Genomic DNA, 14,959 nt, shown 5'->3' on the forward strand with positions numbered 1-14,959 from the left:
ATATATTTTTGTATATACAAAATTAAAAAAATGGGAATTTTAAAAGGAACTTTACCGGCTTTACTTACTCCATATAAAGATGATGGAAGTATCAATGAAAAAGAATTTATTCGCTATTGTGAATTTGGTATTTCTAAAGGCTTGAACGGATTGTTTTGTAATGGAAGTGCAGGGGATTCTCAAGCTTTGAGCGTGGAAGAGCAAGTTAAGTTAATGAAACTCACCAAAAAGGCTACAAAAAATAATATACCTATCATCACGGGTATTACCTCGACAATTTATGAAAACACTTTTATTTTGGCGCAAAAAGCTTATGAATTAGGTCTTGATGCCTTATTACTTGCTATGCCTTATTATTATAAATTGAGTGAAGATGCACTTTTTGAATATGTAAAATATTTAGCTTCTGAAGTGAAACTTCCCTTATATGTTTATAATATACCTCTTTTTGCACCAGCACTAAGCTTAAAATTTATAGAAAAGGTTTCAAAGCTTGATAATGTTGTGGGTATAAAAGATAGTAGCGGAGATGCTTTGCTTTTAAATCATATTTTAGATGTAGTACCTAGTAATTTTGATGTTTTTGTAGGAAGAGAAGAATTTTATGTAGGTGCATTATTAGCAGGTGCAAAAGGTTCTATGACTAGCATAGGTGGAGTTTTTCCAGAACTTATGAGCGAAATTTACAAATCAATCAATGAAAAAAATATAGGCAGAGCTTTGCTAATACAAAAAAGTTTATTAAAGGCCATAAGATTTGGTATGAGCATAGCTTTTCCTATGGGTTTTGCTTTGCTTTTAAAGGCCAGAGGATTTGAATTTGTAAATGCTAGTATTCATCCTTTATCACCTGCTACAAAAGAAGAATTAAACACTCGCTTTGATGAAGCAAAAGAGCTTATTAAAACTATAGAAAAAGAAACAGGTATAAAACTATGAAAGGATATATTATAGTCAATGAAAAAGACAATGTTGCCACAGCTTTGCGTGACTTTAAAAAAGGCGAAAAAGTGGCAAATATTGAGCTTTTAAATGATATTGCAAGCGGACATAAATTTGCACTAAAGGATATAAAAAAAGATGAAATTATTATCAAATACGCAGAAGCTATAGCTAGTGCAAGTTGCGATATTAGTACAGGGGAATGGGTGCATATCCATAATACTGCGGGAATTAGAGGTCGTGGAGATAAGGAATGAAAATGAAAAAGATAATGGGTTATAGAAGGGAAGATGGAAAATTTGGCTTAAGAAATAAAGTCATTATCATACCAAGTGTACATTGTGCTAATAAAGTGTGTGAAAATATAGCTAGAAAATGTAATGGAGCAGTTTATATCAACCATCAGCATGGTTGCTCCCAGCTTGAATTTGATGCTTTACAAACTAGAGATGTTTTAATAGGTCATGGGAGCAATGCCAATGTTTTTGGTGTTTTAATTATAGGGCTTGGTTGTGAGGTAATACAAGCCAAAGCAGTAGCAGAAAAAATCAAAGAAGCAACGCCTTATAAAAAGGTTGAATATTTAGTGATACAAGAATGTGGTGGTAGTAAAAATACCATTGAAAATGGTATCAAAATAGTCAATGAAATGCTTGAAAGTGCTGCAAAATTACAAAAAAGTGAAGGAGATTTCAGTGATTTGATTTTAGGCACAGAATGCGGTGGAAGTGATAGCTATAGCGGACTTAGTGCTAATCCTGCTTTAGGAAGTTTGAGTGATTTTGTAATCGATGAGGGTGGTGCGGTAATTTTAGCAGAAACTACAGAACTTATAGGTTGTGAAGCCATACTAGCTAAGAGAGCAAAAAACGATGAAATAGCTAAAAAGGTATATGATAAGATTTTAGCTTATGAGAATTTAGTCAAATCTTTTCATGCTGATATTCGAGGAGCAAATCCTAGCCCAGGAAATATGGCAGGCGGGCTTAGTACTATAGAGGAAAAATCTTTAGGCTGTGTTTATAAGGCAGGAACTAAAACCTTAATGGATGTGATTGATTATGCTAAGCCTGTAGTTTCTAAAGGTTTAACTTTTATGAATACACCAGGCAATGATATAGAACAACTTAGTGCTATGGTTGCAGGTGGAGCAAATATTTGTGTTTTTACTACAGGTCGTGGCACTCCAACGGGTTCTGCTATCGTGCCTACTATCAAAATGAGTTCTAATACTTTTTGTTATGAAAATATGAATGATGCTATTGATATTAACGCAGGAAGCATTATAGATGGGGTAAAAACAAAAGAAGAAGTGCGTGATGAGCTTATAGAATTAATCGTGCGAATTTCAGATGGAGAATTGGTAAAAGCCGAGCTTAACGAGCAAAATGATTTTTCAGTTTGGAGACTTGCTACAACTTGTTAAAGGGTAAAGTGATGAAACATGCAAATTCAATAAAGTTAGAGTTAGTATGTAAAAAAATATCTTGGCGTATTTTGCCTTTGATTGTTTTGATGTTTTGTCTTTCTATGCTTGATAGGACAAATATTAGCTTTGTGAAATCTCATATAGAAATTGATGCAGGCATCGGTGAGGCTGCTTATGCTTTGGGTGCTGGAATATTTTTTATAGGTTATGCCATTTTTGAAGTGCCTTCAAATTTATTTTTGCATAAATTAGGAGCAAAAATTTGGTTGAGCCGTATAATGATCACTTGGGGTCTTGTAACTATGGCAATGATTTTTATACAAGGAGAAATAAGTTTTTATGTATTAAGATTTTTATTGGGTTTAACTGAAGCAGGTTTTAGTCCAGGCATTATTTTATACCTTGGTTATTTTTTCCCAGCTATATATCGATCTAAGGCTTATGGAATTTATCAAATGGGAGTTCCAATTGCTTTTGTTTTTGGTTCTTTAATTAGCGGTTTTATACTTGATTATACACCAAATATATATTTTAAAAATTGGCAATGGATGTTTTTAATAGAAGGAGGTATTACCGTTTTAGTAGGTATTTTTTGTTTATTTTATCTTGATTCACATCCAAAAGATGCAAAATGGTTAGATATAAAAGAAAAAGATATTTTGCTAAAACATATTGAAATTTCCAATACTAAAGCTAAGGATTATTCTATAAAAGATATTTTTAAAAGTATTTTGGTGTGGAAATTTGTATTTGTTTATTTTTGTATTCAATTAAGTGTTTATGGAGTGCTTTTTTATTTACCAAGTAAAATTGCCCAAATATTGCAAATAAATGTAGGTTTTGAAGTTGGACTTTTAAATGCCATACCTTGGATTTTTGTTTTTATCGCCTTGCCAATATTTACCTCATTGGCTGATAAAAAACATTCTTGGAATTTACATGCGATTTTATTTTTACTGCTAGCAAGTTTGAGCATGATAGCTTCAACTTTTGTTACAAATTTGGCGGCATTTTTATTTTTTATTAGCTTGGCTGCTATAGGTTTTATAGTCATTCAGCCTATATTTTGGAATTTGCCAACTCAAGTTTTAAAAGGAAAAGGAGCCGCGGCTGCTATTGCTCTTATAGGATCCTTGGGAAATTTAGGAGGTTTTGTAGCTCCTACTTTAAAAACATATATAGAAAATCATTTTGGAGTTGAGTTTGGACTTATAGTGTTAGCATTGATAGCAATTTTAGGTGTATTGGTATTAATACATTTAAAAATAACTTTAAATTTAGATAAAGGAGAATAAATGGATTTAAAAATTAAAAATAAGGTTTGTATTATTACAGGAGGAGCTAAAGGTATTGGGTATGGTATTGCTAAATTATGGGCAAGCGAAGGCGGAATTCCTGTAATTTTTTCAAGATCTACGCCTAAAGAGCACGATAAAGAATTAAAAAAATTATCTAGTGAGTATGAATTTTATGAAATTGATTTAAAAAATTATGAGCAAATTGAAAAGCTTGTAAAAAAAGTTGCTATCAAACATGGTGGAATCTATGCTCTTGTAAATAATGCAGGTACAAATGATAATTTACATATTGAAAATACAAGTACTCAAGATTTGATAAAATCTTATGAAAATAATCTTTTTCATTATTATACTATGACCAAAGAATGTTTGCCTTACATTAAAAAAGAACAAGGCAGTATTTTAAATATAGTGAGTAAAACAGGCATCACAGGACAAGGAAGAACTTCAGCTTATGCTTCGGCCAAAGCGGCTCAAATGGGTTTTACTAGAGAATGGGCTTGTGCTTTTGCTAAGGATAATGTTAGGGTAAATGCTATAGCTCCTGCTGAAGTTATGACTCCTCTTTATGAAAAATGGCTGCAAAATTTTCCTAATCCTAAAGAGCAATATGAAAAAATCGCAAAAGCTATACCTTTAGGCCATCGTTTTACTACCATAGAGGAAATTGCAAATACAGCGGTTTTTACACTTAGTCCCCTTGCTTCACATACTACAGGGCAAATTTTAATGCCAGATGGAGGTTATGTGCATTTAGATAGAGCATTAAATTGGGATGAAAACTAAGGAGTAAAAAATGACTGATTCTAAAAATATAAAAATAGCTATTGTTTTGGTAACTTCTCTTTTCTTTTTATGGGGAGTAAGCTATGGACTTATTGATGTGATGAATAAAAATTTTCAAAATCATCTTCATATTAGCCAGCATGAAAGTGGTTTTTTACAGTTTGCTTATTTTGGTGCTTATTTTATCATAGCCTTACCCGCAGGTTATATAGCCAATAGATTTTCTTATAAAATGGGAATCATTTTTGGCTTAGCTCTTTATGCCATAGGAGCTTTGCTTATTATACCTGCTACAAATTTGGCTTCTTTTCATTTGTTTTTGTTTGCGTTTTTTATTTTAGCTTGTGGTATTGGTTCTTTAGAAACTAGTGCAAATCCCTACATGACAAAGCTTGGTGATGAAAAAAATGCGAGTTTTAGAATCAATGCTGCGCAAAGTTTTAATGGTTTGGGGCAATTTGTAGGACCTATTATAGGCGGAGCTTTATTTTTATCTATTACTAAACAAGAAGAGGGTGCGAGTAAAGAGCAAATCGAGGCTGCATTGGTAGCTAATATGGGAAATGTCCAGCTTGTTTATATAGGAATTGCTGTCATTGTTATTTTGATTTTAATTGCTTTTGTTGCAAATAAGCTTCCAGAAGGAAGTGCGGTAAGTGATGATTATAAGCAAAAAGATGATTCTAAGCCCATATATGTTTTTAAACACAGACATTTTAACTTAGGGCTTTTAGCGCAGTTTTTGTATATAGCCAATCAAGTTGCAGCAGGAGCTTTTTTTATCAATTATGTTGTAGAACATAATGAAGGTTTAAAAGATGCGCAAGGTGCTTATTATTTTTCTATAGCTTTGGTTGCATTTATGCTAGGGCGCATTGTTTCTACTCCTTTGATGAAGATAATCAAAGGTGAAAAAATTTTAGGATTTTATTCTCTAATCAATGTGCTTATATGCTTTAGCTTGTATTTTGCTAGCGGGTTTTTTAGCATAGTGCTTTTAATAGCTTTATTTTTCTTTATGTCTATTTCTTTTCCTACTATTTTTGCGGTAGCAACAAAAAATTTACCTTTAAATCAAGTAAAACTAGGCGGTTCTTTGCTTGTGATGAGCATAGTAGGTGGAGCAATTATGCCTATAATTATAGGTTTTATTAATGATCATTATGGTACAGGCGCTGGGTATTTAGCAATGGCACCTTTGTTTTTATATGTGGCTTGGTATGGCTTTATAGGCTCAAAAGTGAGAAAAAATGCAAAAGATTTTTGATGCTCATCTACACCTTTGGGATTTGGAAAAAATACCTATTTCATGGATAAAAGACGATGAAAAATTAGAGCAAAATTATGATTTTTTTAGGATGAAACAAGAATATAAAGAATTTGAATTTATAGGTGCTATGTATGTTGAGGTTAATAGTGATGATTTAGAAAAGGAAGCTTTGTTTGCTTTGGAGCAAAAAAAGCTTCATAATCTTTTGTTTTGTTTAGCGGATTTTAAGCATAAAGAAGAGCTTAGTTCTTTTAGGGAAGTAATGCACACGAGCAAAAAAGGAGCTAAAAGACTATTTGAAGCAGACTTTGAAGAAAAAATAGAAATTTTAAAAACTTTCAATATACCTTTTGAAGCTTGTATGAAAAATGAAGAACTCAGTTTTTTGGAAAATTTTTTAAATAAAAATTCAAATTTAAAAGTAGTTTTAAATCATCTAGGAAGTCCAAAAATAAATCGTTTAAATGAATACAAAAAGATTTAAATCTTTTGAAAAAATTTCCAAATTTATATATCAAGCTTTCTACTCCTGATGATTTTTCACAAGAAACTCCTAAGGAATTTATTTTTGAACTTTTTGCTTTTTTAAAAGAAAATTTTAGCGAGGATAAGTTTATATTTGGCAGTAATTATCCAGTGTCTAATTTGTCTCCAAAGCAATGGATTGAGTTGATTATGCAAAGTAAGGTTTTTAAAGATTTGGACTTGATATTTTATAAAAATGCTTTATCAATTTATAAAGGAGAATGAATGCAAAGATACGGTCAAATCATAAAGATAAAAAAAGAGAAGATACAAAAATATAAAAATCTTCATGCAAAGCCTTATGAAGGGGTTTGTGAGATGATTAAGGAATGCAATATACAAAATTATTCCATTTATTTGTTTGGGGAATATTTATTTGCATATTTTGAATATATAGGTGCTGATTTTGAAGCAGACATGGCTAAAATGGCAAGAGATGAAAGCACACAAAAATGGTGGAAAGTAACAGATCCTTGTCAAATATCTTTAGGCTATGCAGGACAAAAATGGCTAAATATGGAAGAAGTATTTCACTTAGACTAAAAAAGGAGAAAAAATGACAACTTATTTAAATTATATTGATGGAAAGTTTATCCCACATAATGGAGAATTTATCGAAGTTTTAAATCCAGCTACCAAAGAAGTAATTTCAAAAGTAGCGAGTGCTTCTTTAGAAGATACTAAAAGAGCGATTGAAGCAGCCAAAAAAGCACAAAAAGTTTGGGAGGCTAAACCAGCGATTGAAAGAGCAAATCATTTAAAAGAAATAGCTAGTTAATACGCAAAAATGCTAATTTCTTAACCGAAGTTTTAATGCAAGAGCAAGGAAAAACCAGAGTTTTGGCTAGCATAGAGATTAATTTTACAGCAGATTATATGGATTATACGGCCGAATGGGCTAGAAGATATGAGGGTGAAATCATACAAAGCGATAGGGCTAATGAGCATATATATTTATATAAAAGTGCTATTGGGGTAATTGGTGGAATTTTACCTTGGAATTTTCCATTTTTCTTAATCGCAAGGAAGATGGCACCTGCTTTACTAACAGGAAATACTATTGTTATAAAGCCAAGCAGTGAAACTCCAAACAATGCTTTTGAATTTGTAAAACTTGTTTCGCAAAGTTCTTTACCAAAAGGTGTGTTTAATTTGGTTGCAGGTAAAGGTAGTGTAGTAGGATATGAATTATCAAGCAATGAAAATATAGGCATGGTAAGTCTTACAGGAAGTGTTGAAGCAGGGGCTAGAGTAATGGAAGCTGCAGCTAAAAATATCATAAAGGTTTCTTTAGAACTTGGCGGAAAAGCTCCTGCTATAGTGTGTAAAGATGCGGATATTGATTTGGCAGTAGAAGCGATTAAGGCAAGTCGAATTTGCAATAATGGACAGGTTTGTAATTGTGCCGAAAGAGCTTATGTGCATACAAGCATTTATGATGAATTTGTAGATAAATTTGTAAAAGCCATGAGTAAGGTAAGTGTTGGAAATACCTTAAAAGGTGATTTTGATATGGGACCATTGGTCAATCAAGCAGGGGTTGATAATGCTTTAGCAATGCTTCAAAGAGCTACAGCTAAAGGAGCAGTTGTGGAATGCGGTGGAAAAATCACTGATACAAGTGGGTATTATTTTCCTGCAAGTGTTCTTACTAATGTTAAGCATGAGGATGAAATTATGCAAAAAGAAATTTTTGCTCCCATTTTGTCTATTGCTAAATTTGATACACTTGATGAAGCTATTGATATGGCAAATGATTGTGAATATGGTCTTACAAGTTCTATTTATACACAAAATTTAGATATAGCAATGAGAGCTAGCAGAGAAATTAAATTTGGTGAAACTTATATTAATCGTGAAAATTTTGAGGCTATGCAAGGTTTTCATGCAGGCTTTAGAAAAAGTGGCATAGGCGGAGCTGATGGAAAACATGGTCTTGAAGAATATTTAGCTACCCATGTGGTATATTTGCAGTATAATACTAATAAACAATGATTTTTATCCTATCTAAATTTTTAGATAGGAGTTATTATAATCTTGGAATCAAGTATGATGCTTTATAACTATGGATTAAACACTTTTTTAGTAATTTCTTAAAATCAATTTTGGAATTTTTCATTTTGTCTAAAATGAGTAAGATTATTTTTATAAGTAAAACAATAATTAAAAATTAGTTTATGTTTTATAAATATTAATGTAAATTATGTAGGTTTATTTTATAAAAATTTTTAAAAGCATTTAAATTATTTCTAGTTTATATTTTTGTAAGTAAATTTTAGATATCATCCAAAGTTTATTACATTTTTAAAGAAAGGAATTATTGTGCCTACCATAAATCAATTGGTTAGAAAAGAGCGCAAAAAAGTTTTAGAAAAATCTAAATCTCCAGCGCTTAAAAATTGTCCACAAAGAAGGGGAGTTTGCACTAGGGTTTATACTACAACACCTAAAAAACCAAACTCAGCGTTAAGAAAAGTTGCCAAAGTAAGACTTACTAGTGGCTTTGAAGTGATCAGCTATATCGGCGGTGAAGGTCATAACTTGCAAGAACACAGCATTGTTTTAGTGCGTGGTGGTAGGGTAAAAGACTTACCAGGGGTTAAATATCACATCGTTCGTGGTGCTCTTGATACAGCAGGTGTTGCAAAAAGAACAGTTTCTCGTTCTAAATATGGTGCTAAACGTCCTAAAGCAGGCGCTGCAAAATAATCATTCATACAGACAAATCCGTTAGATTTGATTTTGTTTGAGTAAAATTTAAAATTTGAAGGAAAAATAATGAGAAGAAGAAAAGCTCCGGTAAGAGAAGTCTTGCCTGATCCGATTTATGGTAATAAAGTAATCACAAAATTTATTAATTCTTTAATGTATGATGGTAAAAAAAGCACAGCTACAACAATTATGTATGGTGCTTTGGAAGCTATTGATAAAAAAGGTGGCGAGAAAAAAGGTATTGATATTTTTAATGATGCGATTGAAAATATTAAGCCTTTATTAGAAGTAAAATCTCGTCGTGTAGGTGGTGCAACTTATCAAGTTCCAGTTGAAGTTCGTCCTGCTAGACAACAAGCTTTGGCGATTCGTTGGATTATTTCTTTTGCAAGAAAAAGAAGCGAAAGAACTATGATTGATAAACTTGCAGCTGAGCTTTTAGATGCAGCAAATAGCAAAGGTGCTTCATTTAAGAAGAAAGAAGATACTTATAAAATGGCTGAAGCAAATAAAGCATTTGCTCACTATCGTTGGTAAGAAGGAGTGTGTATGTCAAGAAGTACTCCTTTAAAAAAAGTTAGAAATATCGGTATTGCTGCTCACATTGATGCGGGTAAAACGACTACATCTGAAAGAATTCTTTTCTTTACAGGTATGAGTCATAAAATCGGTGAAGTTCATGATGGTGCTGCAACTATGGACTGGATGGAACAAGAGAAAGAGCGCGGGATTACTATCACTTCTGCGGCTACAACTTGTTTTTGGAAAGATCATCAAATCAATCTTATTGACACTCCAGGCCACGTGGATTTTACAATTGAAGTTGAAAGATCTATGCGTGTTCTTGATGGTGCTGTTGCGGTATTTTGTTCAGTGGGTGGGGTGCAGCCTCAAAGTGAAACAGTTTGGAGACAAGCAAATAAATATGGTGTTCCAAGAATAGTATTTGTAAACAAAATGGATAGAATCGGTGCAAATTTCTACAATGTAGAAGATCAAATTCGCAACCGTTTAAAAGCTAATCCAGTTCCACTTCAAATTCCAATCGGTGCTGAGGATAATTTTAAAGGCGTAATCGATCTTGTAACTATGAAAGCTTTAGTTTGGGAAGATGATACTAAGCCAACGGATTATGTAGAAAAAGAAATTCCAGCTGAACTTAAAGAAAAGGCAGAAGAATATCGCACAAAAATGATAGAAGCAGTTTCTGAAACTTCAGATGAGTTGATGGAAAAATATTTAGGCGGAGAAGAATTAAGCCTTGAAGAGATTAAAACAGGGATTAAAGCAGGATGTTTAAGTCTTTCTATCGTTCCTATGCTTTGCGGTACAGCGTTTAAAAATAAAGGGATTCAACCTTTACTTGATGCTGTTGTGGCTTATTTACCAGCTCCTGATGAAGTGGCAAATATCAAGGGTGAATATGAAGATGGCACAGAAGTTTCTGTAAAATCAACTGATGATGGCGAGTTTGCAGGACTTGCATTTAAAATTATGACAGATCCATTTGTAGGACAACTTACTTTCGTGCGTGTTTATCGCGGTTGTTTAGAAAGTGGTTCTTATGCTTATAACTCAACTAAAGATAAAAAAGAAAGAATTGGTCGTTTGTTAAAAATGCACTCTAACAAAAGAGAAGAGATTAAAGTGCTTTACGCAGGCGAAATTGGTGCTGTTGTAGGACTTAAAGATACTTTAACAGGGGATACTCTTGTAAGTGAAAAAGATAAGGTAATCCTTGAAAGAATGGATTTTCCAGATCCAGTTATTTCTGTTGCAGTTGAGCCAAAAACTAAAGCAGATCAAGAAAAAATGTCTATTGCTTTAAATAAATTAGCACAAGAAGATCCAAGTTTTAGAGTTTCTACAGATGAAGAAAGTGGCCAAACTATCATTTCAGGTATGGGTGAGTTACACCTTGAAATTATCGTTGATAGAATGCTTCGTGAATTTAAAGTTGAAGCTGAAGTAGGTCAACCACAAGTTGCTTATCGCGAAACTATTAGAAAAACTGTTGAACAAGAATACAAATACGCTAAACAATCAGGTGGTCGTGGTCAGTATGGACATGTATTCTTACGCCTTGAACCACTTGAGCCAGGTAGTGGATATGAATTTGTTAATGATATCAAAGGTGGAGTAATTCCAAAAGAATACATTCCTGCAGTTGATAAAGGTGTTCAAGAAGCATTACAAAATGGTGTTTTAGCAGGTTATCCTGTGGAAGATGTTAAAGTAACTGTTTATGATGGAAGTTATCACGAGGTGGATTCATCTGAGATGGCGTTTAAACTTGCTGCTTCTATGGGCTTTAAAGAAGGTGCTAGAAAAGCAGGTGCTGTGATCTTAGAGCCTATGATGAAAGTTGAAGTAGAAACTCCTGAAGATTACATGGGTGATGTTATTGGAGATCTTAACAAACGCCGTGGTCAAGTAAATAGCATGGATGAGCGTGGTGGAAATAAAATCATCACAGCATTTTGTCCTTTGGCTGAAATGTTTGGTTATTCTACTGATCTTAGAAGTCAAACTCAAGGTCGTGCGACTTATTCTATGGAATTTGATCACTATGATGAAGTTCCTAAAAATGTTGCGGATGAAATCATCAAAAAAAGAAACGGTTAAATTTTTAGCGGGATTTTTCCCGCTTTCTGTCCTCGTAGCTCAGCAGGATAGAGCGCAAAATTCCTAATTTTGAGGCCGTGAGTTCGAATCTCGCCGTGGACACCATTTTATGGGGTGTTATTATGATAAAAATTGCTTTTTTTATAACTTTTGTAATTTCTTTTTTGGCAGCACAAAGCCCAGTAAATTTTAAAGAAGATAATAATATAACAAAAGAACGAAATATATTTAAAGAACAATCTCCAAAACGCATTAAAATTCCAACGCATTAAAATATATGTCAGATCTGATTACGCTAGCACAATTATCACAAGGGTATCGTTACAATAGTGATTCTTTAATTTTAGCTGATTTTATTTTAAAACAAGGAATTAAAGGCGCTGTTTTTGATGTAGGTGCGGGCTGTGGTATCATAGGTATTTTACTTAAAAAAAATATTGCAAATTTAAGTTTATCTTTGATTGATATTCAAAAAGAAAATATAGAATTGATTGAAAAAAATTTAAAATCCAACAAAATACAAGGCGATATTTTTCATGATGATTTTAATCAATTTCAAATCATAAAAAAATTTGACTTCATAGTTTGCAATCCTCCATTTTATAGACAAGGAGCTTACAAGAGTGAAGATCAGCATAAAGCTATAAGTAAATTTCAGGAATTTTTACCCTTGCATAGCTTTTTAGCTAAAACAAATTCTATGCTTAAGCCAAATGGTACTTTGTATTTTTGCTATGAAGCTTTAGCTTTAGATGAAATTTGTTTTATTTTAAAAGATATGAAAATGAAAATAACAAAGCTTTGCTTTGTACATACATATCAAAGCAAAAAAGCAAGACTTGTTTTGATACAGGTAAAAAAAGGTTCAAAATCGCCTTGTGAGATTTTACCTCCTTTTTTTGTATATGAAAATGAAATTTTAAGCAAACAAATGCAAGAAATTCACTTAAGATTTAGGTTAAAAAGTTATGATATTTGATAAAAATTTTTCTTATGCTTTTGATGAAAATGCTTGTGAGAAATGCGGTGGAAAGTGTTGCACTGGAGAAAGTGGCAATATTTTTGCAAGCAAGGAAGAATTAGAAGTATTAAGAAAGCATTTAAATTTAGAAAGCAAAGAATTTGCTGAAAAATACTTGAGAAAAGTGGGCTTTAAAATGAGTTTTAAGGAAGTCGAATGTGAAGATGGTTTTGCTTGCATTTTTTTTGATACTCAAAAAAGAAATTGTAGTATCTACGATTTTCGTCCAAAACAATGCAGAACTTTTCCATTTTGGGAATATTTTAAAACACATCAAAAGGAATTAGAAAAAGAATGTATAGGTATTTGTTATTTGTCTTAGCAGCCTTTTTTTTGGCAGCTTGTGGAAGTTCAAAAATCAATGTTGTTTATCCTGATTATACAAAATATAAAAGCAATGATTTTGATTTAAGGGTTATGAAGGCTTATAATTATGAGTATTATAAACAATACAAAGAAGCCAGAGATGAATTTTTAAGTCTTTATCAAGATTATAATAATACTAATTTTTTAGAAAATGCATTTTTACTTACTTTAGTAAACAATCTTGACAAGCAAGCAGAGTTAGATAATCTAGCAAAGCCTTATTTAAATCAAAATGACAATCTTAAGCGACTTAGTGCTCTTTATGCTTTAAATTCAAATGATATCAACAATGCTCAAAAACTTATGAAAGAGCTTTTAACAAAAAAGGATAGTGATCCTAGAAATTTAGAGCTTTACGGAGATATTTTGGTTAAAAAAAATGATTTAAAAAATGCTACAAAATACTATAGATCTGCTTATAATCAAGTGCAAAATGAAGAAATTTTATTTAAACTCATAGGAATTTATGCGATTTTGAATGATACTTTAAATATTAAAAATGTTTTAGAATTTTCAAGAAAAACCAATGGTTGCACTCTCAAAACTTGCGTCTTGCTTGCTAAAATTTATTTTGATGAAAAAAATATCGAAGCTTTAAAAAGTATATATAAAGAGCTTTATCAACTTACCAAAAATAAAAGTTTTGTATTGGCTTTAGTTGAGCTTTTAAATTCTCAAGGCAAAACAGAAGAAGCTTTAAAAATTTCTTTGCAGTATGATTTAGATGATGACATTAAACTCGCTTTGTATCAGAATTTAAAACGCTTTGATGATGCTAAAAAAATGAGTTTAGCTCTTTATCATAAAACAAAAAATAAAGAATATCTTCTACGAGCGGCAGTTTTTGAATTTGAAGCTGCAAATGAAGCTAAAAAAATCACTCCAAAAGTAATTGATTCTGTAAAAGAAAAATTCGAACAGGTTATCGATAAAGATAGCAATGCTTTGTATTTAAACTACTATGGATATTTGCTTATAGATTATGATTTAGATGTTAAAAAAGGTATAGAGCTTGTGAAACTTGCCTTAGAAAAAGATCCACAGAATTTGTATTATTTAGATTCTTTAGCTTGGGGGTATTATAAACTAGGCGATTGTAAGCAAGCATGGGAAATTTTAAAACAAACATTAGATGATAAAGAATTTGCAAATTCTGATGAGAGCAAAGCTCATATAAAAGCGATAAAGGCGTGTATAAAACCATGATATTGGATAAAATTTTTGAAAAAACAAAAGAAGATTTAAAAGAACGCAAACTAAAACTTCCTTATGATACGTTAGGGCGTTCTTTAGCTTCAAATCCTTTCTTTCCAAAAGATGTGATTAAGGCTTTAAAAAGAGTAGAAAAAGAAGTTAAAATCATAGCAGAAGTAAAAAAAGCAAGCCCTAGCAAGGGAGTCATTAGAGAAGACTTTGATCCTTTGAGTATCGCTTTAAATTATGAGAAGAACAAAGCTGCGGCGATTTCTGTTTTAACTGAGCCGCATTTTTTTAAAGGTTCTTTAGAATACTTAAGTCTTATACGCCGTTATACGCAAATTCCTTTACTTAGAAAAGATTTTATCTTTGATGAGTATCAAATTTTAGAAGCTTTGGTTTATGGGGCGGATTTTGTATTATTAATCGCTAAAATGCTAAGCATGAAAGAGCTTAAAAAACTGCTTGAGTTTGCAAGACATTTAGGTCTTGAGGCTTTGGTTGAAATTCATGATAAAGAGGATTTGAGTAAGGCTATTTTTGCTGGAGCGGATATCATTGGTATCAATCATCGTAATTTAGAGGATTTTACTATGGATATGAGTTTGTGCGAAAAACTTATCCCACAAATCCCAAATTCAAAAATCATCATCGCAGAAAGTGGTTTAGAAAATAAAGAATTTTTAGAGCATTTGCAAAATTTAGGCGTTGATGCTTTTTTAATCGGCGAATATTTTATGCGCGAAAAAGATGAAGGAAAGGCTTTAAAAGCTTTGCTTTAAGGAGGG

15 protein-coding genes, 1 tRNA gene and 2 pseudogenes are annotated in these 14,959 nt (G+C 32.0%); all 18 read left to right on the forward strand.

What is annotated here, in order from left to right; all coding sequences use genetic code 11:
• Positions 1-30: 30 nt before the first annotated feature.
• The 18 genes and pseudogenes from FBE87_RS02375 (at position 31) to trpC (ending at position 14,953) form a co-directional block, all read left to right on the forward strand.
• Positions 31-939 (forward strand): dihydrodipicolinate synthase family protein, encoded by a 909-nt coding sequence (locus FBE87_RS02375; RefSeq protein WP_002793543.1) that lies wholly within the window; start codon positions 31-33, stop codon positions 937-939.
• Positions 936-1,199, forward strand: coding sequence for a UxaA family hydrolase (locus FBE87_RS02380; RefSeq protein ID WP_002779462.1), 264 nt, complete (start codon positions 936-938; stop codon positions 1,197-1,199). The genes FBE87_RS02375 and FBE87_RS02380 overlap by 4 nt, the downstream gene beginning before the upstream one ends.
• Before the next feature lie 2 nt (positions 1,200-1,201).
• On the forward strand, positions 1,202-2,368 hold the full coding sequence (locus FBE87_RS02385) for a UxaA family hydrolase (protein ID WP_002871641.1): 1,167 nt from the start codon (positions 1,202-1,204) through the stop codon (positions 2,366-2,368).
• 11 nt (positions 2,369-2,379) lie between these two features.
• Positions 2,380-3,666, forward strand: a complete 1,287-nt coding sequence (locus FBE87_RS02390; protein ID WP_002871642.1) for an MFS transporter — start codon at positions 2,380-2,382, stop codon at positions 3,664-3,666.
• Positions 3,667-4,455, forward strand: a complete 789-nt coding sequence (locus FBE87_RS02395) for an SDR family oxidoreductase (protein ID WP_052798262.1) — start codon at positions 3,667-3,669, stop codon at positions 4,453-4,455.
• A gap of 10 nt (positions 4,456-4,465) precedes the next feature.
• Positions 4,466-5,722, forward strand: a complete 1,257-nt coding sequence (gene fucP / locus FBE87_RS02400; protein WP_002868189.1) for an L-fucose:H+ symporter permease — start codon at positions 4,466-4,468, stop codon at positions 5,720-5,722.
• Positions 5,706-6,475: pseudogene (locus FBE87_RS02405) on the forward strand (amidohydrolase). The gene fucP and the pseudogene FBE87_RS02405 overlap by 17 nt, the downstream one beginning before the upstream one ends.
• Positions 6,476-6,793 carry an L-rhamnose mutarotase gene (locus FBE87_RS02410; RefSeq protein ID WP_100621689.1) on the forward strand — a complete coding sequence of 106 codons (318 nt, stop codon included), beginning with the start codon at positions 6,476-6,478 and terminating at the stop codon, positions 6,791-6,793.
• Between the two features lie 13 nt (positions 6,794-6,806).
• Positions 6,807-8,245: pseudogene (aldA, locus tag FBE87_RS02415) on the forward strand (aldehyde dehydrogenase).
• 327 nt (positions 8,246-8,572) lie between these two features.
• The gene (rpsL, locus tag FBE87_RS02420) at positions 8,573-8,959 is read left to right on the forward strand and encodes a 30S ribosomal protein S12 (RefSeq protein ID WP_002782934.1); all 387 of its coding nucleotides are present in this window, start codon (positions 8,573-8,575) and stop codon (positions 8,957-8,959) included.
• Between the two features lie 69 nt (positions 8,960-9,028).
• Entirely contained in the window at positions 9,029-9,499 is a 471-nt protein-coding gene (gene rpsG / locus FBE87_RS02425) for a 30S ribosomal protein S7 (RefSeq protein WP_002779471.1), read from the forward strand.
• 12 nt (positions 9,500-9,511) lie between these two features.
• Positions 9,512-11,587 carry an elongation factor G gene (fusA, locus tag FBE87_RS02430; RefSeq protein WP_100621688.1) on the forward strand — a complete coding sequence of 692 codons (2,076 nt, stop codon included), beginning with the start codon at positions 9,512-9,514 and terminating at the stop codon, positions 11,585-11,587.
• Positions 11,588-11,615: 28 nt separating this feature from the next.
• Positions 11,616-11,692 (forward strand) — tRNA-Arg (locus FBE87_RS02435).
• Positions 11,693-11,709: 17 nt separating this feature from the next.
• Positions 11,710-11,859, forward strand: coding sequence for a hypothetical protein (locus tag FBE87_RS02440; RefSeq protein WP_002854981.1), 150 nt, complete (start codon positions 11,710-11,712; stop codon positions 11,857-11,859).
• 5 nt (positions 11,860-11,864) lie between these two features.
• Positions 11,865-12,566, forward strand: a complete 702-nt coding sequence (locus FBE87_RS02445; protein WP_002868186.1) for a tRNA1(Val) (adenine(37)-N6)-methyltransferase — start codon at positions 11,865-11,867, stop codon at positions 12,564-12,566.
• Positions 12,556-12,930, forward strand: a complete 375-nt coding sequence (locus FBE87_RS02450; RefSeq protein ID WP_002864630.1) for a YkgJ family cysteine cluster protein — start codon at positions 12,556-12,558, stop codon at positions 12,928-12,930. Before FBE87_RS02445 ends, FBE87_RS02450 begins: the two co-directional genes overlap by 11 nt.
• Positions 12,903-14,180, forward strand: a complete 1,278-nt coding sequence (locus FBE87_RS02455; RefSeq protein ID WP_002868185.1) for a hypothetical protein — start codon at positions 12,903-12,905, stop codon at positions 14,178-14,180. Before FBE87_RS02450 ends, FBE87_RS02455 begins: the two co-directional genes overlap by 28 nt.
• Positions 14,177-14,953 (forward strand): indole-3-glycerol phosphate synthase TrpC, encoded by a 777-nt coding sequence (trpC, locus tag FBE87_RS02460; RefSeq protein WP_002868184.1) that lies wholly within the window; start codon positions 14,177-14,179, stop codon positions 14,951-14,953. The genes FBE87_RS02455 and trpC overlap by 4 nt, the downstream gene beginning before the upstream one ends.
• Positions 14,954-14,959 lie beyond the last annotated feature (6 nt).

Source organism: Campylobacter sp. CFSAN093246, assembly GCF_012889415.1.
GTDB lineage: Bacteria > Campylobacterota > Campylobacteria > Campylobacterales > Campylobacteraceae > Campylobacter_D > Campylobacter_D jejuni.